At 64.2% G+C, this 22,681-nt stretch carries 22 protein-coding genes and 1 pseudogene; 5 read left to right on the top strand and 18 right to left on the bottom strand.

Going from position 1 to position 22,681, the window contains the following annotated elements:
* Window positions 1–4 precede the first annotated feature (4 nt).
* From EN853_RS11320 to map, 7 genes are all read right to left on the bottom strand, one after another.
* The gene (locus tag EN853_RS11320; RefSeq protein WP_127859932.1) at window positions 5–403 is read right to left on the bottom strand and encodes a cytochrome C oxidase subunit IV family protein; all 399 of its coding nucleotides are present in this window, start codon (window positions 401–403) and stop codon (window positions 5–7) included.
* 26 nt (window positions 404–429) lie between these two features.
* A complete protein-coding gene (locus tag EN853_RS11315) occupies window positions 430–1,152 on the bottom strand; it encodes a heme-copper oxidase subunit III family protein (protein WP_127859933.1) in 723 nt (240 codons plus the stop codon).
* Between the two features lie 10 nt (window positions 1,153–1,162).
* On the bottom strand, window positions 1,163–1,867 hold the full coding sequence (locus tag EN853_RS11310) for a cytochrome c oxidase subunit 3 (RefSeq protein WP_127859934.1): 705 nt from the start codon (window positions 1,865–1,867) through the stop codon (window positions 1,163–1,165).
* Window positions 1,864–3,633 (bottom strand): cytochrome c oxidase subunit I, encoded by a 1,770-nt coding sequence (gene ctaD, locus EN853_RS11305; protein ID WP_127859935.1) that lies wholly within the window; start codon window positions 3,631–3,633, stop codon window positions 1,864–1,866. Before ctaD ends, EN853_RS11310 begins: the two co-directional genes overlap by 4 nt.
* A 22-nt stretch (window positions 3,634–3,655) precedes the next feature.
* The gene (locus tag EN853_RS11300; protein WP_127859936.1) at window positions 3,656–4,540 is read right to left on the bottom strand and encodes a cytochrome c oxidase subunit II; all 885 of its coding nucleotides are present in this window, start codon (window positions 4,538–4,540) and stop codon (window positions 3,656–3,658) included.
* Between the two features lie 388 nt (window positions 4,541–4,928).
* Window positions 4,929–5,690, bottom strand: coding sequence for a DNA repair protein RadC (radC, locus tag EN853_RS11295; RefSeq protein WP_127859937.1), 762 nt, complete (start codon window positions 5,688–5,690; stop codon window positions 4,929–4,931).
* Between the two features lie 37 nt (window positions 5,691–5,727).
* Window positions 5,728–6,555, bottom strand: coding sequence for a type I methionyl aminopeptidase (gene map / locus EN853_RS11290; protein ID WP_127859938.1), 828 nt, complete (start codon window positions 6,553–6,555; stop codon window positions 5,728–5,730).
* A 221-nt stretch (window positions 6,556–6,776) separates the two neighbouring features.
* Between map and EN853_RS11285 the strand changes: the two genes are divergently transcribed.
* The 3 genes from EN853_RS11285 (at window position 6,777) to EN853_RS11275 (ending at window position 8,019) form a co-directional block, all read left to right on the top strand.
* Window positions 6,777–7,172 (top strand): hypothetical protein, encoded by a 396-nt coding sequence (locus EN853_RS11285; protein ID WP_245516930.1) that lies wholly within the window; start codon window positions 6,777–6,779, stop codon window positions 7,170–7,172.
* A gap of 114 nt (window positions 7,173–7,286) precedes the next feature.
* Window positions 7,287–7,523: a hypothetical protein gene (locus EN853_RS11280; RefSeq protein WP_127859939.1), complete on the top strand. Its 237-nt coding sequence runs from the start codon at window positions 7,287–7,289 to the stop codon at window positions 7,521–7,523.
* Window positions 7,524–7,716: 193 nt separating this feature from the next.
* A complete protein-coding gene (locus EN853_RS11275) occupies window positions 7,717–8,019 on the top strand; it encodes a DUF982 domain-containing protein (RefSeq protein WP_127859940.1) in 303 nt (100 codons plus the stop codon).
* Between the two features lie 17 nt (window positions 8,020–8,036).
* On the opposite strand, the gene EN853_RS11270 is transcribed toward EN853_RS11275, so the two are convergent.
* From EN853_RS11270 to EN853_RS11245, 6 genes are all read right to left on the bottom strand, one after another.
* Window positions 8,037–8,780, bottom strand: a complete 744-nt coding sequence (locus tag EN853_RS11270) for an aspartyl/asparaginyl beta-hydroxylase domain-containing protein (protein WP_245516929.1) — start codon at window positions 8,778–8,780, stop codon at window positions 8,037–8,039.
* A 45-nt stretch (window positions 8,781–8,825) separates the two neighbouring features.
* Window positions 8,826–10,313, bottom strand: a complete 1,488-nt coding sequence (locus tag EN853_RS11265; RefSeq protein WP_127859941.1) for an efflux transporter outer membrane subunit — start codon at window positions 10,311–10,313, stop codon at window positions 8,826–8,828.
* 129 nt (window positions 10,314–10,442) lie between these two features.
* A complete protein-coding gene (locus EN853_RS11260; protein ID WP_245516928.1) occupies window positions 10,443–13,586 on the bottom strand; it encodes an efflux RND transporter permease subunit in 3,144 nt (1,047 codons plus the stop codon).
* Window positions 13,583–14,716, bottom strand: coding sequence for an efflux RND transporter periplasmic adaptor subunit (locus EN853_RS11255; RefSeq protein WP_167524444.1), 1,134 nt, complete (start codon window positions 14,714–14,716; stop codon window positions 13,583–13,585). The genes EN853_RS11260 and EN853_RS11255 overlap by 4 nt, the downstream gene beginning before the upstream one ends.
* The gene (locus EN853_RS11250; protein WP_245516927.1) at window positions 14,709–14,951 is read right to left on the bottom strand and encodes a hypothetical protein; all 243 of its coding nucleotides are present in this window, start codon (window positions 14,949–14,951) and stop codon (window positions 14,709–14,711) included. Before EN853_RS11250 ends, EN853_RS11255 begins: the two co-directional genes overlap by 8 nt.
* 58 nt (window positions 14,952–15,009) lie before the next feature.
* Window positions 15,010–15,705, bottom strand: a complete 696-nt coding sequence (locus tag EN853_RS11245; RefSeq protein ID WP_127859943.1) for a hypothetical protein — start codon at window positions 15,703–15,705, stop codon at window positions 15,010–15,012.
* Between the two features lie 229 nt (window positions 15,706–15,934).
* On the opposite strand from EN853_RS11245, the gene EN853_RS11240 reads away from it, so the two are divergent.
* Window positions 15,935–16,660 (top strand): response regulator, encoded by a 726-nt coding sequence (locus tag EN853_RS11240; protein ID WP_127859944.1) that lies wholly within the window; start codon window positions 15,935–15,937, stop codon window positions 16,658–16,660.
* Window positions 16,657–17,904, top strand: a complete 1,248-nt coding sequence (locus EN853_RS11235; protein ID WP_127859945.1) for an ATP-binding protein — start codon at window positions 16,657–16,659, stop codon at window positions 17,902–17,904. Before EN853_RS11240 ends, EN853_RS11235 begins: the two co-directional genes overlap by 4 nt.
* Before the next feature lie 189 nt (window positions 17,905–18,093).
* On the opposite strand, the gene EN853_RS11230 is transcribed toward EN853_RS11235, so the two are convergent.
* The 5 genes and pseudogenes from EN853_RS11230 to EN853_RS11210 all read right to left on the bottom strand — a co-directional run bounded on the left by EN853_RS11230 (window position 18,094) and on the right by EN853_RS11210 (window position 22,669).
* Window positions 18,094–18,306, bottom strand: coding sequence for a hypothetical protein (locus EN853_RS11230; protein WP_127859946.1), 213 nt, complete (start codon window positions 18,304–18,306; stop codon window positions 18,094–18,096).
* 268 nt (window positions 18,307–18,574) lie between these two features.
* A pseudogene (locus EN853_RS11225) lies at window positions 18,575–19,356 on the bottom strand (amino acid ABC transporter ATP-binding protein).
* 10 nt (window positions 19,357–19,366) lie between these two features.
* Window positions 19,367–20,458: an amino acid ABC transporter permease gene (locus tag EN853_RS11220; protein ID WP_127859947.1), complete on the bottom strand. Its 1,092-nt coding sequence runs from the start codon at window positions 20,456–20,458 to the stop codon at window positions 19,367–19,369.
* Window positions 20,459–20,461: 3 nt separating this feature from the next.
* Window positions 20,462–21,628, bottom strand: coding sequence for an ABC transporter permease subunit (locus EN853_RS11215; RefSeq protein WP_245516926.1), 1,167 nt, complete (start codon window positions 21,626–21,628; stop codon window positions 20,462–20,464).
* Window positions 21,629–21,634: 6 nt separating this feature from the next.
* The gene (locus EN853_RS11210) at window positions 21,635–22,669 is read right to left on the bottom strand and encodes a transporter substrate-binding domain-containing protein (protein ID WP_127859948.1); all 1,035 of its coding nucleotides are present in this window, start codon (window positions 22,667–22,669) and stop codon (window positions 21,635–21,637) included.
* Between the last annotated feature and the right edge of the window lie 12 nt (window positions 22,670–22,681).

Here is a 22,681-nt window from a genome sequence, read left to right as displayed (position 1 = left end):
GCGGTCAGGGGCCGGGCCCGAAAAACGCGATACGGGTCAACAGCGTGTAGTCGGCCTCGAACACCATCATGGTCACGAAAACCAGCACCAGTATCGGCGGCAGGATGATCGCATACATCATCGCCAGCCGCTCCCAGGCCATGTGCATGAAGACGGCGACGATCAGCCCCGCCTTGAGCATCATGAAGATCAGGATCAGCGACCATCTGAGATAGCCGTGGAGGCCGAAATAATCGACCAGATAGGAGCAGGTGCTGAGAATGAACAGCCACGCCCAGACCACTAGGTAGAGCTTGATCGGGTGCTCCTGATGCGCGTCGGCGACGGCCACCGGCGCTGCGTCATGCGCGTGGGCGGTATGGAGTGCGTGTTGCCCGAGACCGTTTGCGGTTGCTTCAGCCATATCTTCCTCTCAACGAAGCCTGCCTCTCACCAAAGATAGAAGAAGGCGAAGATGAACACCCAGACGAGGTCGACGAAGTGCCAGTAGAGGCCCATGATCTCGACATTCTCGTAGCGACCGCGGCGGCTGGTGAAAAAGCCGGGGCGCCCAACGTCGAAATCGCCGCGCCAGACCTTTCGCGCTGTGATGATCAGGAAGATCACGCCGATCGTCACGTGGGTGCCGTGGAAGCCGGTGATCATGAAGAAGGACGATCCGAATTGCGCGGCCCCCCATGGGTTGCCCCATGGCCGTACCCCTTCCATGATGAGCTTGGTCCATTCGAAAGCCTGCATGCCGACGAAGGTCGCGCCGAGCGCGGCGGTCAAAAGCATCAGAATCGCGGTTTTGCGGCGGTCGCGCCGGTAGCCGAAATTGACCGCCATGGCCATGGTTCCGCTGCTCGAGATCAGCACGAAGGTCATGATGGCGATCAGGATCAGCGGGATCTCGGAGCCGCCGATGCGCAAGGCGAAGACCTCGCTCGGGTTCGGCCACGGCACGCGCGTGGAGATGCGCGCGGTCATATAGGAAAGCAGGAAGCAACCGAAGATGAAGGTATCGCTGAGCAGGAAGATCCACATCATGGCCTTGCCCCAGGACACGTTCTTGAACGCGCGCTGGTCCGAGGCCCAGTCGGCGGCGATGCCTTGCCAACCCGCTGGCCGGGGCGCCATCCGGTCGGTATGCGTCAGGCTCGTCTCAGCCATTGCCGGTCTCCTAGGTCAGCAGCCGTTGGCAAATGTCGATGAATGTCGCTGCCCAGCCGGCCAGGAGGGCAAAGATGGCCAGCCAGACGAAGAGCAGGAAATGCCAATACATGGCACAGAGCTCGACGCTGAGGCGCTGTCGCTCCGGCCGCGCTCCGTTCCAGGCGCCGATGCTCGTCCTACCAAGGCCGACCAGACCGCCCAGTATGTGCAGACCGTGCATTCCGGTGATCAGATAGAAGAAGCTGTTGGCCGGATTGGACGCAAGCAGGTAGCCATCCTCGGTCAGTTGCCTCCACGCCATCAACTGCCCGACAAGGAAGGCAAGCGCGGTCAGCCCGGCCGTTGCAAGACCGAGCCTGACCATGTCCATCTGGCCTCTGCGCGCGGCAACCACGGCGCATTGCAACGCGACGCTGCTCAGCACCAGCACGCCGGTGTTCAGCCAGAGCAGGCGCGGCAGCGGCAGCGGCTGCCAGTCCGACAGGCCCATGCGCATGAAATAGGCGCTGGCAAATAGCGAGAACAGGCAGCCGACGACTGCGAGGAAGACGCCGAGGCCGATCTTGGCGGTGGGGAGCGCCGACCGGTCGAAGCCGACGAAATCCCCGGCCATGCCTTGCTCCAGCCAGGGCCTCGCCGTCAGCCGCTGGTGCGAAAGCCACCAGCCGGCAAAGCCGGCGACCACAACCAGGAAAACCAGGATGACGCTCATGCCGGCTCCTTGGAGAGGCCGAAATTGCCCGGCACGTTCTGCGGGATGAAGTCCTCCTTGGCGCCCGGCACGCTGTAGTCATAGGCCCAGCGATAGACGATCGGCAGCTCCTTGCCGAAATTGCCATGCGCCGGCGGCGTCTGGGGCGTCTGCCACTCGAGCGTCGTCGCCCGCCATGGGTTGCCGCCGGCCTCGCGGCCATGGCGGATGCTCCAGATCAGGTTGAACAGGAACACCATCTGGGCGAAGCCGACGATGAAGGCCATGATGCTGATGAACGAGTTCAGATGGTGCGCCGACTCCGTCATGATGGTCATATCGGTCAGTTCGGCGTAGCGCCGCGGAATGCCCATCAGGCCAAGATAGTGCATGGGGAAGAAGATCAGATAGGCGCCGAGGAAGGTGACCCAGAAATGGAAGCGGCCGAGCGTCTCGTCGAGCATCCGGCCGGTGACCTTCGGGTACCAGTGGTAGATCGCGCCGAAGATCACCAGGATCGGGGCGACGCCCATGACCATGTGGAAATGGGCGACGACGAACATCGTGTCCGACAGCGGCACGTCGACGACGACATTGCCGAGGAACAGGCCCGTCAGGCCGCCATTGACGAAGGTGACGATGAAGGCGAGCGCGAACAGCATCGGTATGGTGAGGTGGATGTCGCCGCGCCATAGCGTCAGCACCCAGTTATAGACCTTGATCGCGGTGGGGATCGCGATGATCAGCGTAGTGGTGGCGAAGAAAAAGCCGAAATAAGGGTGCATGCCGCTGACATACATGTGGTGCGCCCAGACCACGAAGCTCAGCGCGCCGATAGCGATGATGGCCCAGACCATCATGCGGTAGCCGAAGATGTTCTTGCGCGCATGCGTGCTGATCAGGTCGGACACGATGCCGAAGGCTGGCAGCGCCACGATGTAGACCTCGGGGTGGCCGAAGAACCAGAACAGGTGCTGGAACAGGATCGGGCTGCCACCATTGTGCTGCAATTGCTGGCCCATCTCGACGATCGCCGGCATGAAGAAGGAGGTGCCGAGCGCGCGGTCGAGCAGCATCATCACGCAGGCGACGAACAGCGCCGGGAAGGCGAGCAGCGCCATGACGGTGGCGGTGAAGATGCCCCAGACGGTGAGCGGCAGGCGCATCAAGGTCATGCCGCGCGTGCGCCCCTGCAGCACGGTGACGACATAGTTCAGGCCGCCCATGGTGAAGCCGATGATGAACAGGATGAGCGAGGTGAGCATCAGGATGATGCCCCAGTCCTGGCCGCCCGGCGTGCCGGTCATGATGGCCTGCGGCGGATAGAGCGTCCAGCCGGCACCAGTCGGTCCGCCCGGCGCGAAGAAGCTCGACACCAGGACCAGAACGGCCGCCAGGTAGACCCAGTAGCTCAGCATGTTGACATAGGGAAAGACCATGTCGCGGGCGCCGACCATCAGCGGGATCAGATAGTTGCCGAAGCCGCCGAGGAAGAGCGCGGTGAGCAGGTAGATCACCATGATCATGCCGTGCATGGTGATGAACTGGTAATAGGCCTCCGGGGTGATGAAATCGAACGTGCCCGGGAAACCGAGCTGCAACCGCATCAGCCAGGACAGCACCAACGCAACCAGGCCGATCGCCGTCGCCGTCGCCGAGTACTGGACCGCTATGACCTTGGCGTCCTGCGAGAAGACATATTTCGTCCACCAGCTATGCGGATGGTAGAGTTCCACCTCTGCGACTTCGGCGGGGGGAACGGCATCTGCGGGTGTGACGTCGACCATTGGGAGCACCTCCGTGCCCTGTTCAGCGGGCCTCGACGGTTTCGAGCTTTGCCGCGACGCCCAAACCGGACGCCATCGTCTTTCCTGACGTTTGGTTTGCCGAGCCCGTCTGCTTGGGCGCCGACAATTGCGCAAAAGTCTGCTGCTGGCCGACCCAGGCCAGATAATCCTGCTCGGTGTCGACCACGACCACGCCATGCATCAGCGGGTGTCCCTGGCCGCACAGCTCGGCGCACAGCACCTGGAAGGTTCCGGTCCTTGTCGGGGTGAACCAGAAATAGGTGACCGAGCCGGGGATCATGTCCATCTTGGCGCGGAATTCCGGGATGTAGAAATCGTGCAGCACGTCGATCGAGCGCAGCAGCACTTTGACCGGCTTGCCGACCGGCAAGTGCAGGTCGGCCGCCTCGACCACGACATCGTCCTGGCTGTTGGGATCTTTGGGGGCGATGCCCAACGGATTGTCAGCGGTGACGTCACGGGTATCCGATGTGCCGAGCTTGCCGTCCTTGCCGGGCAGGCGGAAGCTCCATTGCCATTGCTGGCCGATCACTTCGATCTCGGTCGCGTCGCTCGGAACGTTGACGAAGCGGCTCCAGACGAACAGGCCGGGGACCAGCAAGGTCGTGACACCGACCGCGGTGCAGACCGTCAGCCACCATTCGAGGCGCTTGTTCTCCGGTTCATAGACTGCGCGGTTGCCTTCGCGATGGCGGAAGCGGAACACGCAATAGGCCATGAAAAGCACGACGGCGGCGAAGACGACGCCGGTGATCCAGAAGCTGATGATGATGGTGTTGTCGATATAGTCCCAGTTCGAGGCAATCGGCGTCCACCACCATGGGCTCAGGAAGTGGAACAACACCGAGCCCACAACAACCAAAACGAGTACAAGCGCAATCGCCATGTCCCGTTCCTCCCGGCATTCGAGGGGGCGCGGAGCCGTCCCGGCGAATGCCACCTGCATCATAGCGTGATTTGCGGTTGAAATTCCAGAGCCGACTATTTGGCGGTGGAAAAGTAGTTTTTTGGTGCGAACTTCGCGTGCTGAGTCCGATTGCTCGCAGATGTTCGAGACCCTGCGAGGTGGTGGATTCCGACGAACGGCTGTCCAGCCGCCATGATGCAGGTCACGATCCGCCTAAAGAGGCCGCGGCTAGATGCAGCCGCTCTCCGACCGATGGTTTTGTGTCTAAAATCTGACCATGACCTCCCTCGACCGTCGCGCGCAGCCATTGGGAGGAAGCCATTCGCGCGCGGCCTGCGCCTGGTGGGGGCAGAGATCGACGCCGGGGTCAGATCAGCAGCAGGCCCTTCATCGAGGCGTTGCCCTTGCGGCCGATGATGATGTGGTCGTGGACCGCAATGCCGAGCGGCTTGGCCGTATCGATGATCTGCTTGGTCATTTCAATGTCCGCGCGTGACGGTGTCGGGTCGCCGGACGGATGGTTATGCACCAGGATGACGGCGCTGGCGGAGAGTTCGAGCGCACGCTTCACCACCTCGCGCGGATAGACCGGCGTGTGGTCGACGGTGCCGGTCTGCTGCACCTCGTCGGCGATCAGCATGTTCTTCTTGTCGAGGAACAGGATGCGGAACTGTTCGCGGCTCTCGAAGGCCATGGCCGAGCGGCAATAGTCGAGAAGCTGTGTCCAGTTGGACAGCACCTCGCGGCCGCGCACTTCGCCGCGCGCCATGCGCTGGGCGGTGGCGGCGACAACCTTGAGATCGATCGCCACCGTCGGCCCGATGCCTTTCACTTCCTCCAGCAGGGACGCCGGAGCGCCCAGCACTTCGGCCAGCGAGCCGAAGCGTGCGATCAGCGCCTTGGCGATCGGCTTGGTGTCGACGCGCGGGATCAGGCGGAAAAGCAGGAGTTCGAGCAGTTCATAGTCGGGCAGGGCGTCCGCGCCGCCCGCGACGAAGCGCTCGCGCAGGCGGTCGCGATGACCGTGATAATGCGGCTTCTCTACCGCCGTGGCTTTTTTCCGTGACTTCTGTGGCGGCTCGACCCAGGCCTCCGAAAAGAACGCCCGCTCGTCGTCGACTTTTCCCATGGCCTGCCTGTATCCCCCGAAGGCTTTGGCCAGGAAACTATGCCGGCAGGCCGGGGCGGTCGAGCTTTTTCGGCGACAGCGTGAAGATCTCGCAGCCAGTGTTGGTGACGCCGATCGTGTGCTCGTATTGCGCCGAGAGCGAACGGTCGCGCGTCACCGCTGTCCAGCCGTCCGACAGCACCTTCACATGCGGGCGGCCAAGATTGATCATCGGCTCGACGGTGAAGATCATGCCGGGCCGCATCTCGACGCCTTCGCTGACGGTGCCGTAGTGCAGGATGTTCGGCGCGTCATGGAAGAGCTGGCCGACGCCATGGCCGCAGAAGTCGCGCACCACCGAGCAGCGTTCTGCCTCGGCATAGGTCTGGATCGCCGCGCCGATGGCGCCGGTGCGGGCGCCGGGCTTGATGGCCGCGATGCCGCGCATCAGGCATTCGTACGTCACCTCGAGCAGACGCTCGGCGGCGCGCTTGATCGTGCCCACCGGATACATGCGCGAGGAATCGCCATGCCAGCCGTCGAGGATGTAGGTGACGTCGATATTGACGATGTCACCGTCCTTCAGCGGCTTGTTGTCGGGAATGCCGTGGCAGACGACATGGTTGATCGATGTGCAGGACGACTTGGTGTAGCCGCGATAGTTGAGCGTCGCCGGCAAGGCGCCTTGGTCCATGCCGAACTCGAAGACGAAGCGGTCGATGGCCTCGGTGGTGACGCCTGGCTTCACCATCGGCACGAGTTCGTCGAGACAGCGCGCGGTGAGATCGCAGGCCTTGCGCATGCCGGCAAAACCTTCCTCGCCATAAAGGCGGATCTGGCCGGTGTTTCTCAAAGGGGCCGTCGCGGCGTCGAGATAGGTAACCATTCTTGTCCGTTTGCGGGTTGGCTGCTGATGCGAGCCGATGCGGAAATTTCCCCAGATTTGGCACCGGAAGCCGCAAGGTTCAAGGACGAAGTGCCGTGAGCCTGCTGTCGCGGGGAATATTCGCCGGCGCACGGCTGGTTGCCTCCGGGATTCGTTGAGCGAAGCTTTCCTTCCGCCGCCCCATGGGGTAGGGCGGGTCTGGACAAAGGAGTTTTGTGCCGTTGACGGCATTGAAGCGCGCAAGAGCCACGCAGTCGCCGGTCAGGACCGCATGCTCGGCCCTGATGGCGCTGCTCGTGCTTGCGCTGGTAGGCTTCGCTCAGGCTGAAGTCTCCGCCTCGACAGCGGCAGCCTCGGGCGGCGCCGGCATCAGCGCATCGCGGCAGGGCGAAACGCTCGCGCTGCTGAGGGTCACCGGCAAGGCGCAAGCCGTCGAAGTCCGCGCCGGGCGGCCGCTGCCCATAAAGCTGGTCAACGGCAATCCCGGTACGCTCGCCCCAGCTCCCGATTTCCTTGCTGCTGGCCAGGCTTTGCCGGCGCAGGCAAGCATCGTGCCTGCCTTTGTGGCCGCGCCGCTCTCGCGCGCCAACCAGCCTCGGGCGCCACCAACCGCCTGAGACCGGCGGTCGCGACCGCAGCCTTCACACCTCAAACATTCCTTCGCGCCGCGACCTGGCGACGGCCATCGGCCGTCGGCCGGTGGCGTGGCGCGCCAAATTGGACATTTCTCGATGCAACGTATCAAGACCTTCAAAACGCTCACGCGCGTTGCCGCGGCAGCCTCGTTTCTCGTCGTTCAGGCAATCATCTGCATAGGCACCGTTTATTGGGCCATTGCCGAAACGCTTCGCATGGAAGGGACGGCGGCGCTGGTGCTCGGCATCATCTTCGCCCTACCGTCCGCCTATCTGCTGATGGTGGTCTCGCGCCTGGCCTATGAGGCGGAGACGGACCCGGCGAACCAGTAGACGCAGCGGAACCTTCGACAGGGCGATGCCGGCTGCATCGCCCTGTCGGACAACGTGACCAGAGTGCCGATCTGCCACATCAATGGCCGGGGCGCCCACCGCACTGAGGTCACATTCCTGGGCCAGGAAGCGGCAAAAGAAACTTTTCAGAACGAACGGCGTTGCTCCGGCTGGCCAGTTCGGGAGACAGGGAATGGACAGACTGCAATTCGAGGTGCCGGTGCGCATCACGCCCGCGCCTGGCCTGCCGGTCGAGGAAATCTACAGCGTCGAGCAGGCGCTCGACTTCCTGCAGGATTGGCCCAAGCGCAAGGGCAAGGTTTACGACGCCGCCTTCAACGCCTGCTTCGGCGCGACGGTCGACGTGGCAAGCGCGGAGGACGCCTGCCGCGCATTCATGGCCTTCTGTCGCGTCAGCGGTCTTCTTGCGAGCGACATGATGTTTCACGGCAGGCGCGGCGCCGGCGCCAGGACATTTCGCGAGGCGAGGGCGTAGAACTTCGGCCGGCCGATTCAGCCGGCGAACGATATGCCCCGGTAGCGCATCCCCATTCGCACGCCGCGCACGATCAGCCGCGACAGGACTTCCATGTCCAGCGGCATCTCCGGGCGCCACACATCGAGCAGCAAGGCGATCCGCGCCTGGTCGGCGTTGTTCATGACCTCGTGCTCGAAGGTGTCGTCCCACAGCATGCATTCGCCGTCGGCGATCCGCTTTTCTTCGTGATTGATCATCATGACCGTCGCCGGGCGGCCGTCCGCCTGCTTCGGGATGACCAGGCCGAGATGGAACCGCATGATGCCGCGGAAAGGCCCCCGATGTGGCGGGATATGCTTATGCGGCGCCAGGAAGGAGACTGCCGCCGATTTGACCTCGGGACATTCGGACAGCAGCCGGCTGAGGGTCGGCATCCGCGCCAGGTTTTCCGGGATCGTCATGTCGTAGGCCTTGAGCACGAACATGCGCCAATCGAGGCCGTCATTGGCAGAGATCTCGGCCTGCTCTGGCATGATGTCGTGGAAACGCGGCACCCGGTTCAACTGCACCGACAGCGCTTCGTCGCGAATACCCTGCCAGGCAGCCGCGAACTTCGTCGCATTGGGAAAATGGGTGCTGGCATCAAGAATCGCCGGTGCATCTATGCGCTTTTCATAGATGCGGCGGACCAGATTGGTTCCAAGATCGTAGGCGCTGGACATGTCATTACCTCGACGAGTCAATAATATAGTGGCCAATTGCTTCCGGCCATTGCTCACGGAGATTTGTTAAGCCGTTGAACGCCGGATGGTGCGGTCCGCCTGTCACTGCGTGTTCGATGCCAGTCGCGGTCCGGTCTTGGCATCGATGATCTCTGGCTTCGAGCTGTCGATCGTGTCGTCCCAGCCGCCGCCGAGCGCCTTGTTGAGCGCGATATAGTCGGTGGCGATCGACACGCGGCTTTGCAACATCGCGTCATCCGCCGAATAGGCTGAACGCTCCGCGTCCAGCACGTCGAGAAGGCTTGTCTCGCCGGCCTTGTAGAGCGTTCTTTCGAGCCGGGCGGCGTCACCATAGGATTTCGCGGAAGAGGCGAGCTTGCCGTTCCTGATACGCTCCTGCGACAGCGAGACCGTGGTGTTCTCCACGTCTTCCATCGCCGTCAGCACGGCGGCCTTGTAGGCGATGAAATATTGATCGCGCCGGGCCCTGGCGATGTCGACGGCGGCCTGCAACTGGCCGGCGTTGAACAGCGGCACGCTGAGCGTCGGCCCGAAGGACCAGCCGATGGTGGAGTTCCGGCCGAGGTCGCCGAGCTTGAGGGCGGAGGTGCTGATGTTCCCCGTCAGGCTGACGCCCGGATAGCGCGCCGCTTCGGCTTGCCCGATCTTGGCCGTGTACTGCGCATACTGCCGCTCGGCCATGCGCACGTCCGGGCGGGTAAGCAGGATGTCGGCCGGAATGCCGGTCGGGATCGGCAGGCGTGGCGTCGGGATCGATGTGGGCCGCTTTAGCCGCCCGGCAAGCGCCGCCGGCGGCCGCCCGGTCAGCACCGAAAGGCGATGCACCGCTTCGGCGTAGCTCGCTTCCAGGGTCGGAACGCCGGCTTCCGTGCTGCTCGCCTGTCCCATGGCCTTGGCGACATCGGCCGCGGTCGCTGTGCCGGCGAGCGCCATCGTGCGGGTGAGTTCGGCGGTCTGCCTTTGCGATGCGGCCGAGCGCCGGGCGAGCGCGATGCGGGTCTGGTAGTCGCGAGCCTGGACGTAGTTGGAGGCAACATCGCCGACCAGGGTCAGCAGGGTCGAGCGGAGTTCTTCTTCCGAAGCGTCCAGGCCATAGCGTGCGGCCTCGACAGCTCTGTGGTTGGCGCCGAAGAGGTCAAGTTCCCAACTGGCGTCAAATCCAGCCTGATATTCGCTATAGACGGAGTTCGAGCCTGAAGTGGTCGCGGCCGACTTGTTACGCGTGGCCGACGCGGAACCGTCCAGCGACGGTAGCAATGCACCCGCGCTTTGGCGGTAGCTCGCGCGCGCCTCGCGGATCTTGGCCTTGGCCGTAGCCACATCCAGATTACCGGCAACGGCCTCCTCGACCAGGGCATTGAGCTCGCGATCGCGCAGCGTCAGCCACCATTTCGACAACTGCGCCGGCTTGGTCGGATTTGTCACCTTCCGGTCGCTCCAGGTCGCCGGCACGGCCAACAAGGGCGTGCGATAGTCTGGACCGACGACACAGCCGGAGAGGAGAGCGGCTGCAAAGACGGGCAAAAGCAGCCCCTTCGCGGTCGCGAGACCGCGTTCGAAACCTGTCATCAGAGAAACCCTTATTGCTGAGTGGCTGTGGCTTGCGCCCCGCCCGTATCCTGCCCAGAATCCTGCTTGGCACACGCTAGTCCGGTCGAGGCCGCGAGCCGGCGTGGCCTGCCCAGCGAAACAGTATGACTAGGCTGGATTTGCATCGGCCGGATCTTTCCCTGGAGTTGCAGTTGCTGCCTGGCCGTTGCCGGGCCTTTCGACCAACAGCTTGCCGAGATGGCGGGCGAGGAAGCGCTGGATGTCGTCCATGAAGGTGTAGACAACCGGGACGTAGACGAGGCTGAGCACCGTCGAGGAGAGGAGTCCGCCGATCACGGCGATCGCCATCGGCGCCCGCGTCTCGGCGTCCGCGCCGATGCCGAGCGCGATCGGCAGCATGCCGGCGCCCATGGCGATCGATGTCATGACGATGGGCCGGGCACGCTTGCGGGCGGCATCGAGCAGAGCCTCGAGGCGGCTCATGCCATGCTCCTTCTCCGCGACCAGGGCATATTCGACGAGCAGGATCGAGTTCTTGGCCGCAATGCCCATCAGCATGAGTATGCCGATCAGCGGCGAGACGCCAAGCGCCTTGCCGGTGACGAGAAGAAAGCCCAGCGCGCCGCCGACGGAGAGCGGAAGGGCGACCAGGATGGTCACCGGCTGCACGAAACTGCGGAAGAGCAGCACCAGCGTCAGGTACATCAGCAGGATGCCGGCGGCGATCGCGGTGGCAAAGCCCGAGAACAGTTCCTGCATGCGCTGGGCATCGCCGCGCGCCAACTCGTTCACGCCCTGCGGCAGGTTCTTCATGACCGGCAGCGCGCGAATGGCCGTTGTCGCCTGGCCGAGCGTCAGGCCGGAGAGGTCGGCCTCTATCGTGGCGCTGCGGCTGCGGTCCACCCGGGTGATGCTGTTCGGCCCGGCGTTGAAGCCGATATCGGCGACAGCGCCGAGCGGCACGGTGCCCTTGCTGCCGGTCAGCGGCAGGACGGCAAGCTTGTCCGGGTCGTCGATGGCCCCGTCGGGCAGGGTGACGACGATCGACACCTGGCGGTCGCCGAGGTTGAACTTGGCCAGGCTGGTGTCGGTGTCGCCGATGGTGGCGATCTTCACCGTGGCTGCAATCTCGGTCGGCGTGACGCCGAGCTCGGCCGCCTTGGCGCTGTCCGGGCGCACGATCAGTTCAGGCTTGGTGGTCGCGGCAGTCGAGGTCGGGTTGATGAGGCCGGGGACCGACTTCATCTGCTCGACCAGGGTATCGCTTGCCTTCTCAAGCGCCTCGCCGTCGTCGCCGACCAGCGTGATCGATACCTTGGCACCGGAGAAGCCGTCGGCGCCAAACTGGATGCGGGCGCCGGGGATGTCGTTCAGCTTGGGCGAGGCTTCCGCCTCGAATTCCTGCTGGCTCATCGTGCGCTCGGCGCGCGGCTTGAGGTTGACGGTGACGGTTGCCGTGCGCACTTCGGCCGAGCTCGAGCTCTGGTTCGGCCCTCCGCCTGACGAGGCCGCCGTGCCGATGGTGGCAAAGATGCCGTCAACAACCGGCTCCTTTTCAAGCCGTCTGGTGATGTCCTGCACTACGGCGGTCGTCTGCTCGATCGTCGAGCCCGGCGGCAACTCGACGGAGATCATCGAGCGGCCGCGGTCCGCGGCGGCCATGAATTCGGTCGGAAGCCGGGTCGCCAGCGCCATGGAGCCGGCGAAGAAGGCGATGCCGGCAAGGAGCGTGATCCAACGATGGTCGAGCGCCTTGCGCAGCAGCCAGAGATAGGTCGGCACCCAGGCCGGCATGTCGTCATCGTCGTGTCCCCCGGCGCGCACCAGATAGGCGCCCATCAGCGGGGTGAGCATGCGCGCCACCAGCAGCGAGAACAGTACCGACACGCAGACGGCGACAGCGAAAGAGAAGAAGAATTTGCCGGGAATGCCGGGCATGAAGGCAACCGGCAGGAACGCGGCGACGATGGTCGCGGTCGTTGCCACCACGGCCAGCCCGATCTCGTCTGCGGCCTCGATCGCCGCCTGATAGGCGCTGACGCCGGTCTGGCGCATGTGGCGCACGATGTTCTCGATCTCGACGATCGCGTCGTCGACGAGGATGCCGACCACCAGCGACAGCGCCAGCAAGGTGATGTTGTTGAGCGAGATGTCGAAGGCCGCCATCACCGCGAAGGTCGGGATCAGCGACAGCGGCATCGCCACCGCGGACACCAGCGTCGCCCTGATGTCGCGCAGGAACAGCCAGACGACGCCGACGGCGAGCAGGGCGCCGAGCCAGAGCGCCTCGAGGGCCGCATCATAGCTTTCCTTCACGAAGCCGGATGAGGAGGTGACCTCGGTGAATTTTGCCTTTGTGGTCTTGGCGCCCATCTCGGCGATCGCGGCGCGCGCGGCCTTGACGACGTCGATCTCGCTCGAGCCGACCGATCGGTAGACGTTGAAGGCCACGACCTGCCTGCCGTCGAGATAGGCCGCTTGGCGCGGCTTTTCCCAACCGTCGGTGACCGTGCCAAGATCGGAGAGCTTGACGTCACCGGCGCCGCTCAGCGCGATGCGGGTATCCGCCAACGCTTCCACGGTCGTGGCGCTGGCCAGCGTGCGCACCGACTGCTCCTGGCCGCCGATATTGGCGCGGCCGCCGGGCTGGTTGACGTTGTTGGAGGCGAGCGTCTGGCTGACATCGCCGGCGCTGATGCCGAGCGCCGCCATGCGGTCGGGATCGAGCTCGACGCGGATGACGCGGTCGACGCCGCCGGAGCGGGTGATCTTGGAGACGCCGTCGACGCCGAGCAGCACCTTGGCGACGTCATTGTCGATGTACCAGCTCAGCGCATCGGGCGACATGGTCGGCGCCTCGACGACGAAGGTCAGCACGGAATTGCCGGTGGCGTTGACCTTCGCCACGACCGGTGTCTGCGCGGCGGCCGGCAGGCTGGATTGCACGCCGGACACCGCGTTGCGGACGTCGTTGGTGGCGGTCTCGGGATCGGTGCCGAGCGTGAATTCGACCGTGGTGACGGACGAGCCCTCGCTGATCGAGGTCGAGACGTCGTCGACGCCTTCGAGCGTCGCCACGGCGTTCTCGATGACCCGCGCAACCTGGACTTCCATTTCGCTCGGCGCCGCGCCCGGTTGCGCCACCGTGACGGTGACGGTCGGCAGGTCGATGTCGGGCATGTTGTTGGTGCGCAGATGCATGAAGCCATAGACGCCGGCGATCGCAAGCGACAGGAACAGCACGATGGTCGGAACCGGATTGCGGATCGACCAGGAGGAGATGGCGTTCATTGCGCCGACTCCGTCGCGGCGTTGTCGACTTTCGCTTCAATGGCGGCGACGCGCACCAGGTTGCCGTCGTTGAGGAAGCCGGCGCCGGCGACGACGACATGGTCGCCTTCCGACAACCCGCTTTCGATCGCAACGCGGCCGTTCTGGCGCGCGCCGGTCACCACGGAGCGCGCGCTGACCTTGTCTTTGTCGTCGACGACAAAGACGGCCGGCTTGCCGCCATGCCAGACCAGGGCAGCCTCGGCGACGGTGAGCTGTCGGGACGCCGCGGTCTCGATAGCGACGCGAGCGAACATGCCGGGCTTCAGCCCCGAGCCTTCGCCGATCCCGACATAGACGGTGGCAAGGCGCGTGGTCGAATTGACCGTTTCGGCGATCGAGGAGACGCTGCCGGAGAAGGTACGGCCGGAGGCGTCGACGATGGTGGTGGTCTGGCCGACCGAGATTGCCGCCAGATCCTTTTCGGGAACAAGAACGCCGACCTCCAGCCTGCCGTCGCGGACGATCTTCATCAGCTCGGTGCCGGCCTGGACGATGGAACCCGCCACGGCCGGCTTGCTGGAGACGATGCCGTCGAACGGCGCGCGAATGGTCGTCCGGTCGAGTTGGGCCTGTAGCCGCTCGGTGGCCGCCTCGGCCTGTTCGACCCCGGCCTTGCCGGTCTTGACGGCGGTCGCCTTCTCCTCGGCGGTTTCGGCGCTGACGGCGTGGCTGGCGAGCAGCTTGTCGGCGCGAGCGGCAGCCGACAGCGCGGAGTCCAGCGTCGCCTGCGCCTGCGCGACGGCAGCCTTCTGCTCGGCGAGCTGGGCCTTGAGCAGCGAGTCGTCCAACCGGGCGACGACATCGCCCGCCTTCACATGATCGCCTTCCTTCACCAGGACGGCGGTCAGGCGCAGGCTGCTTTCTTCCGCGCCGATCGTTGCTTCCTGCCAGGCCGAGATTGTGCCGGTGGCGCTAACCGAAGAGGTGACCGCCCGCGACCCGACCGTCTCCACGGAAACGGTCAGCGTGGCGGCCCTAGCTGGTGCCTGCGCGGCCGGCTCGGGCGTGGCGCGACCATAGGCCTTGAGCGCGGCGACGGCGGCAACTGCGACCAGCAGCGCGAGCAGGAGAAGATGTCTTTTACGCAATTTTCTGGCCATGGTTTGGGGTGTTCAAAGTCGGGATTGGCAGCGACAGACGATACCCCTCGAAGGTCAGCCTGATTGCGCCTTCGATGGTCTGCGCCGCAAAGATTGGCTGCGAGGCACGCCGTCCGACGGAGAAGTCGGGCGCAACGGATGCGATCAGCCGCAACATCATCAGGGCTTCCCACATACTGGTCTCCATGCGCTCGACGCAGATGCGGCCGCCGAGCATCGCCATTCGGAAAGAACCGGCCGGCCCGCGAACGGGTGGGTCAACGGGCCGGCCGGGCAGCCGGTCAGAGTTGCTCGTCATTCCGGGGTTGGGATGGCTGGAGCTGCCCGTGCGGACCTCCGGGGCCGGCTGCGTCATCCGGCGGATTGCCCCATGGACCGGGGGGCGGGCCGTGCGGCCGATCCGCCGAAGCGAGGAGTTCGAGCTGTTCGGGCGTCAGCTTGCTGCGCAGCACGGCAATGGCGTCCTTGAGCTTCGCGGCCGAAGCAGCGCGTTTGGTGACTTCGTCGGCCAGTCGTTCCTGGAAGGCGAAGGGATCGCGCTTCGCCTGGTCGGGTCCGCCGGGAGTACCCGGCCCGCCTGCATCAGGACCACCGGGTTCCCCCGGTGCGCCCGGGCCGTGGTCGAAGCGCGGCGGCGCCAGCACCGCCTGCAGCGCGCTGGTATAGTCGCGCCAGGCATCGAGCTGCTCGGAGCGGATGCCGATGCGGGTTTCGAGCGCCGAAAGCCGGGCGGCAAGCATTTCCGGCGGCGGCGGTCCCATGCGGCGGAAGCCGAAGCCTTCCTGCCCGTGCGGCATCGGCCCGTGCCGCATCGGCCCATGTGGGCCGGGCCAAGGCATCGGGCCCGGGCTGGCATCGTCCTGTCGGCCGATTGCCGGCGGCTCGTCACCCGGCGCGCCGGGCTCGGGCTGGGCAGCCAGAACGGGATGAATGGCCGCGACAGAGAACAGGCCGAGCGCCAAAAGTCTGCTTCGCATGACGTAATCCTTTCCTTCATGCTTGCGATGGCAGGAGGATAGGAAGCGTCTTTTGCCGCTTCGCTTCGGTGCGTTGCCGAAGTTTTCCGCAAAAAGGAGATTTGTTTCCGAGTGTTTCCGTCATCCCCGCGGAAACACTCTGTTGCAATTTTCCATGCCGCTTGCCGGCGGCACTCCCTATAATCCCCACTCCCTATTATCCGGGAGCGAAAGGGCAAATCGGGCAGACATGCAGGCGCAACCCCACATCCTTGTCGTCGACGACGATCGCGAGATCAGGACGCTGCTCGGGCGCTATCTCGACGGGCAGGGCTTCAGGGTCTCCGTGGCGGCAGACCGGCGCGAGTGCGAGCAGAAGCTCGGCGCCGGCCAGTTCGACCTCATCGTGCTCGATGTCATGCTGCCGGACGGCTCCGGGCTCGACATCTGCCGCAGCCTGCGCGACCGCAAACCGCATATACCGGTCATCCTGCTCACCGCGCTCAAGGAAGATGTCGACCGCATCATCGGGCTGGAACTCGGCGCCGACGACTATCTCGGCAAGCCGTTCAATCCTCGCGAACTCTCGGCGCGCATCCGCGCCGTGCTCAGGCGTTCCGCGCCGGAAGAAGCCACGCCGCCCAAGGTGCGCGTCTACCATTTCGCCGGCTACCGCCTGGAACCCGACACGCGCAAGGTGGTGGATACCGAAGGCGAGATCGTCGATCTCACCGGCGCGGAGTTCGACCTGTTGCAGGTCTTTCTCGACCGGCCGGGGCGGCTCTTGTCGCGCGACCAGTTGCTCGACCTGACGCAAGGGCGCGAGCGCGACCCGCTCGAACGCTCCGTCGACGTGCTGATGAGCCGGCTGCGGCGGAAATTCGCCGAGGCCGGCGAAGGCTCGCTGTTCAAGACCGTGCGCAATGGCGGCTATCAGTTCACCGCGCGCGTCGAAACCGTGGATGTCGAGCCATGACGTCACTGCGACGGAGGCTGATCATCCTTCTTGTCGTTTCGATCGTCGGCGTGGTCGGCCTGGCAACATTTGTCGCCGTGAAAGTGCTCGGCGGGCCGTCGCCTGAGCTGATCATGGGCCCGCTCGCCCGCCAGATCCAGTACATGGTGCAACTGGTTCCCGGTCACGCACGACAAGCCGGCGATGCGCCCGTCACCGTGAGCGACAATCCGGCGCCCGGATTCGAGGATCGCAAACACACGCTGGTGCTGAACGAGATATTGCACCAAAACGGCCTCGATGTTTCGGCGGTCGTCAGCCGCAATGCCGGCCGGCCCGGCATGATAGCTTCGGTACAGTTGCCCGACCATACCTGGATGATCGTCGATGTCCCCGATTTCGGACCGCCGCGCGATGTCTGGTATGGGCTGGCGGGCTGGATGGCGCTGATCGTAGCCGGCGCCACCGCCGTTTCGATCTACTTCACGGGCGTGCTCGTGCGGCCGCTGGAAATGCTGGAGGCCGCGGTCGGCAAGATCGGCTCGGACGGTGTGCTGGCGACGGTTCCGGAAGAAGGCTCGGCCGAGGTCAGGGCCACCGCGCATGCGCTCAACGCGCTATCGGCAAGGCTGAAGACGGCCATGGAAAGCCGCATGCGCCTGGTCGCGGCCGCCGGCCATGACCTCAGGACGCCGATGACTCGGATGCGGCTCCGGGCCGAATTCCTCGACGAGGACCGCGAGAAATGGCTGAGCGACCTCGACGAGCTCGACCGCATCGCCGACAGCGCCATTAGGCTTGTGCGCGAGGAGGTGAACCAGGATGCGGTGGAGGCGGTGGAACTGGACCGGCTGATCCGCGACATCAAGACCGAGATGACGGCGCTCGGCCATGCGGTATCGATCGACCATCTGGACCATGTCTCGGTGAAAGCCGGCGCGCTCGGCCTGCGCCGCGCGCTGCGCAACCTGATCGTCAACGCCGCCACCCACGGCAAGGGCTGCATCGTTGCGCTCACGGGGCAGGGCGGCCAGGCCGTGCTCACCATCGCCGATCGCGGCCCCGGCATTCCGCCGGACCTGCTGAACAAGGCTTTCGAGCCGTTCTTCCGGGTCGATCCGGCGCGCACACAGTTCATCCCGGGCGCGGGACTGGGGCTGGCCATCGCGAGGGAGATCATCGAGCGCTATGGGGGAACGATCCGGCTGGAAAATAGGCCGGGGGGAGGGTTGGTGCAGACGGTGGTGTTTGGAGCGGTCGCTTAGTGGAGCGTCAGCTAACTCACCTGTTTCAGATGCCGGCCGGTGCTGGTCACTTGACCTTCTTGATCTCCGCAGCCGGCATCTGGTCAGTCGTAGGAGCCGGCGTGCAATCCTGGCCTTACAGTCCAGGGCCGGTCTTCGGCTGGGGGCAGGCAATTTTGGCCCGCTGCCTCAGGTGGCGGGCCTTTTTTGTTAGCCCACCACCCGCCGGCTGGGCCGCCAGCGCGTTGTCTCGATGTCGTCACGGGAAATCCCGATGTCGCTGAGCAAGTCGTCCGGTGACTCGCTCAGTTCGTCTGTTGCCTTCAATTGCGCCTTCTGATCGGCCCGGCGACGGCGCCAATCGACAAGGGGACCAACTGCTACAAGAGGAAGGTTCACAAGCATAGGAAGGTTCACAAGCATCGGAGGACTCCTCCCTTCACCGCTGCAGGAAACGCACACTGCAAGCTAGGCCGATGCGTCAATGCGTCTGTGATAGAATTCACAGACCCGTGCTTCCGATGGTGGACGGCCTTCGCTTTTGGGATCGCATTTGACCCGGCTGCATCGTTTGGGAAACGATTATGGCCCGGTGGCTTCCGCTTCCGGGATCGCGGCGCTGTGACGAGAACCAGATTGCATTTTTGACTTCGTACGTCTCGCCGGGCAAAGGGGCGGCGGAATGAGACGGCTAGTTCAGGATCTGGGCAAGGAACAGCTTGCTGCGCTGGTGGCGCGGATGCGAGAAGAATTCGGTCGGCTTGTTCATCTCGACGATCTCGCCCTGGTCCATGAAAACGACGCGATCGGCGACCTGGCGGGCAAACCCCATCTCATGGGTCACGCACAGCATCGTCATGCCGTCCTCGGCCAGCGCGACCATGGTGTCGAGCACCTCCTTGACCATTTCCGGGTCCAGCGCGGAGGTCGGCTCGTCGAACAGCATAATCTTCGGGCTCATGCAGAGGGCGCGCGATGGCGACGCGCTGCTGCTGTCCGCCAGACAGCTGTCCGGGATATTTGTGCGCCTGGTCCGGGATCTTGACCCGCTCCAGAAAATGCATGGCGATCTGCTCGGCTTCCGCGCGCCGGATCCTGCGCACCCAAACCGGTGCCAGCGTCAGGTTTTCGAGAATGGTCAGGTGCAGGAACAGGTTGAAGTGCTGGAACACCATGCCAATGTCGCGGCCGGATGACGTCGATCTTCTTCAGATCGCTTGCGAGTTCGACGCCGTCGACGACGATCTGTACTTGCTGATGCTCCTCCAATCGGTTGATGCAGCGGATCATCGTCGACTTGCCCGAGCCCGAAGGCCCGCAGATCACCAGCGTTTCGCCGCGAAGGACGGTCAGATTGATATCCTTCAGCACATGAAAAGCCCCGTACCATTTGTTCATGCCTGTGATTTCGATTGCGGGCGGGTCGATCCGATCAGGTATGGGTGAAAGGCGCTTGAGGGCGGATGATTGCATCGCGGCGTTCCTAGTGAGCGGCCGGGCCACGCCGTTCCAGGAAGTCGGCGAAGCGGGCGAAGGAGAAAGAAAGCGCGAAGAAAATCGCGCCGATGAACAGGAAGGTCTCGGCAGCTGGGGACGGCCATTCCGGGTCCGCCAATGCCGCCTTGGCGGAACTGATCAGGTCGAACAAGCCGACCACCAGGACAAGGCTGGTGTTCTTGATCATGACGATGATGGTGTTGGCGAGCGCGGGGATCGCCACCCGGATCGCCTGAGGCAGGATGACAAGGTACTGCGTGCGCCAGAAGGGCAGGCCGAGCGCCGCAGCGGCTTCGTATTGGCCCTTCGGGATGGCCTGCAGGCCGCCTCGGATGACTTCGGCGAGATAGGCCGCGGCGAAGATGGTGAGCGCTACCAGCGCACGCACGAACTTGTCCGGCAGCAAGGCCTCAGGCAGGAACAGCGGCATCATGATCGATGCCACGAACAGGATGGACAGAAGCGGCAGTCCGCGCACTGATTCTATCAACACCACGGCGCCGATGCGTATGGCGGGCATGGTCGAGCGCCTGGCCAGCGCCAGCAGGATGCCGGCGGGAAAGGCAACGCCGATGGCGACGACGGTGAGAATCAGCGTCACCGGCAGCCCGCCCCAGGACGACGTCGGAACTTCGGGCAGGCCGAAGCCGCCGCCCATCAGCCAGAAGATCAGCGCCAGCGCTGCCAGCCAAAGCGCCAGCAACCGCGGTGCCCAACTGGCAGGCCGCACCGACCAGCCGAGCAGTGCCAGGATGAGCAGGCACACAATGGCGGGGCGCCAGCGTTCGTCGAACGGATAGATGCCGAACAGCAACTGCCCGGACTTGGCGTAGACGAAGCTCCAGCAGGCGCCGCTGGCCGCCCGGCAGGCGCTTGGATTGGGGTCGAACAGCACGGCATCGATAACCAGCCAGCGCAGCATCGGCGGCACCGTGACGACGAGCAAGGCGCCGAACAAAAGCGTCAGAGCGGCATTGAGCGGCGTGCCGAACAACAGCCTGGCGGGCCGCTGCAGCTTGGCGAAGCGGATTTGGCCGTGCAAGGGCTCGGTTGGTAGCGGCAGAGACAGGGCCTTCATGGTTCAGCGCTCCACGATGGCGATGCGGCGGTTGTACCAATTGGCCGCGCTCGACAGGGTCAGGTTGAGGGCAAGGTAGACGCCGAGGATGATGAAAACGCCCTCGATCGAGTGGCTGGACTTGCTGATGATAGTGTTCATCACCGCAAGGAAGTCGGGATAGCCGACCGCGATCGCCAGCGTCGAATTCTTGACGACGTTGATGTACTGGCTGTTGAGCGGCGGAACGATGATCCGCAGCATCTGCGGAATGATGATCAGGCGCAGGATCTTGCCGCGGGAAAGACCGAGCGACTGGCCAGCATCCCACTGTCCGCGGCCGACCGAAAGCACGCCGCCGCGCACGATCTCGGCGACGAAGCCAGTGGTGTAGATCGTCAGCCCGATGAGGATGGTGGTGAGCTCGGGCGTCAGTTCCTTGCCGCTGGTGAAGTTCGAGCCTGTGAAGGCCGGCCAGTCGACGGTGAACTTTGCCTCCGCGAGCCAAAGCCCTACCGCGCCTATCGCCAGGACCAGCGGCGGCAGCCATCCTCGCCGGCCCGGCGCCCAGCCCACGGCCGCCAGCAACAGGGCAATGACGAGGAGGAACAACCCCTGGCTTGCAATGTCCACACTCAAGGCCGGCACCTCGAGGCCGCGCATGGAGATATAAACCCCGGGCAGGGGATTGAGCGCCTCGCCGACCGGAGGCAGCACCTTCCACCACAGCGAGTAGAGAAAGATCAAAAGCACGATTGGCGGCGAATTGCGTGCCACCTCCACCCACACGCGGCACGTGCCCGCCGCGAGCGGATTGCTGCTCAGCCGGGCGATCCCGAGAATTAGGCCGAGCACCGACGAAGAGACGATCACGAGGGCCGAGATGAAGACCGTGTTGGCGAGCCCTACCACGATCGCCCAGTAGTAAGGGTCGCGCGATTTGTAGGTTAGGATCGCTTCGGAGATGACAATCCTGGACGGCATTCTCAGGAAATCGAAGCCGATCGGAATGCCGCGTGCCCGCAGATTGGCGAACGTCGTGCTGACGAGCAGAGCGGGGAAAGCTGCAACCAGGGCCACAAGGGCACACTGGATGACGATTGATCTGGTCTTGGCGTCGCTTAGCATGCCGACCTCGACTTTTCGCGGCGTAAGGTGGGGAAGGGGAGCGCTGGAGACGTTCCCCTTCATGCGGGATCAATCCCAGGGGAAAGGATAGTTAAGCCCGCCGTCCCGCCACAATGCGTTCAGTCCGCGCTCGACCTTCAGCGGGCTGTTCTTGCCGAGATTGCGGTCCCAGATCTCGGCGTAGTTGCCCATCTGCTTGATGACATTGTAGGCCCACTTGTCGTCCAGCCCGAGCGGTTCGCCAAAGCCGGGCTCCTCGCCCAGCACGCGTTTGATCTCAGGGCTGCCCGAGGCGAGCTTCTCGTCGATGTTCTGGGAGGTGATACCGTTGGCTTCGGCCCAGAACAGAGCATTCATTGTCCAGCGCACCACGTCGAAGAGTTGATCGTCGCCGCGGGCGACCGCCACGCCGTTGGGCTCGGCGGCCTTGCCTGCCTTGATGATGTCGTAGTCGTCAGGGTTCTTGGCCACCGCAGCACGCTGTCCGGCTGCTGCGGTACCATCAGTGACGTAAGAATCGCAGCGACCACCGAAGAAGGCGTCTCGCGCCTGGACGGTCGAGTCGTAATAGACCTTCTTCATCGCGATCCCGAACTCATCCTCGGTCTCCTCGATCGCCTTCTCGGTCAGGCTGCCGCCGCTCTGCAGGCACACTGTCTTGCCATCGAGCAGCTTGGGCTCGGTGATCTTGTCCGCCTTACGCACAAGGATGCCATCGGTGTCGTAGAGGTTGATCCAGACAAATCGGACAACCGCATCGCGGCTGTAGGTGATGGTGGATGTGCGCGACAGGATATCGATCTCGCCGGTTTGCAGCGCTGGAAAACGCTGGCCGGCATTGAGCGGCACGTAACGGATCTTGTCCTTGTCGCCGAGGAGGGCGACCGCGAAAGTGCGGCAGATGTCGGAGTCGAAGCCGCGATAATATCCCTTCTCATCCGGTCGCGAGAGGCCAGGAACGCCCTGGCTTGCGCCGCAAGTGACATAGCCCCGCTCCTTGATCTTGTTGACGACAGCCTGGGCGTTAGCGTGGCCGGCGTCCGATATGAAGCCTGTCAGCCCAATCGCCAGAGCAGCAAGCCATCTCAGATTTAGTCGTTTCATCGTCATTCCCCT

Source organism: Mesorhizobium sp. M1C.F.Ca.ET.210.01.1.1 (assembly GCF_004791585.1).
In the GTDB taxonomy this organism is placed as follows: domain Bacteria; phylum Pseudomonadota; class Alphaproteobacteria; order Rhizobiales; family Rhizobiaceae; genus Mesorhizobium.
This window is presented reverse-complemented; position numbering and strand designations above follow the sequence as displayed.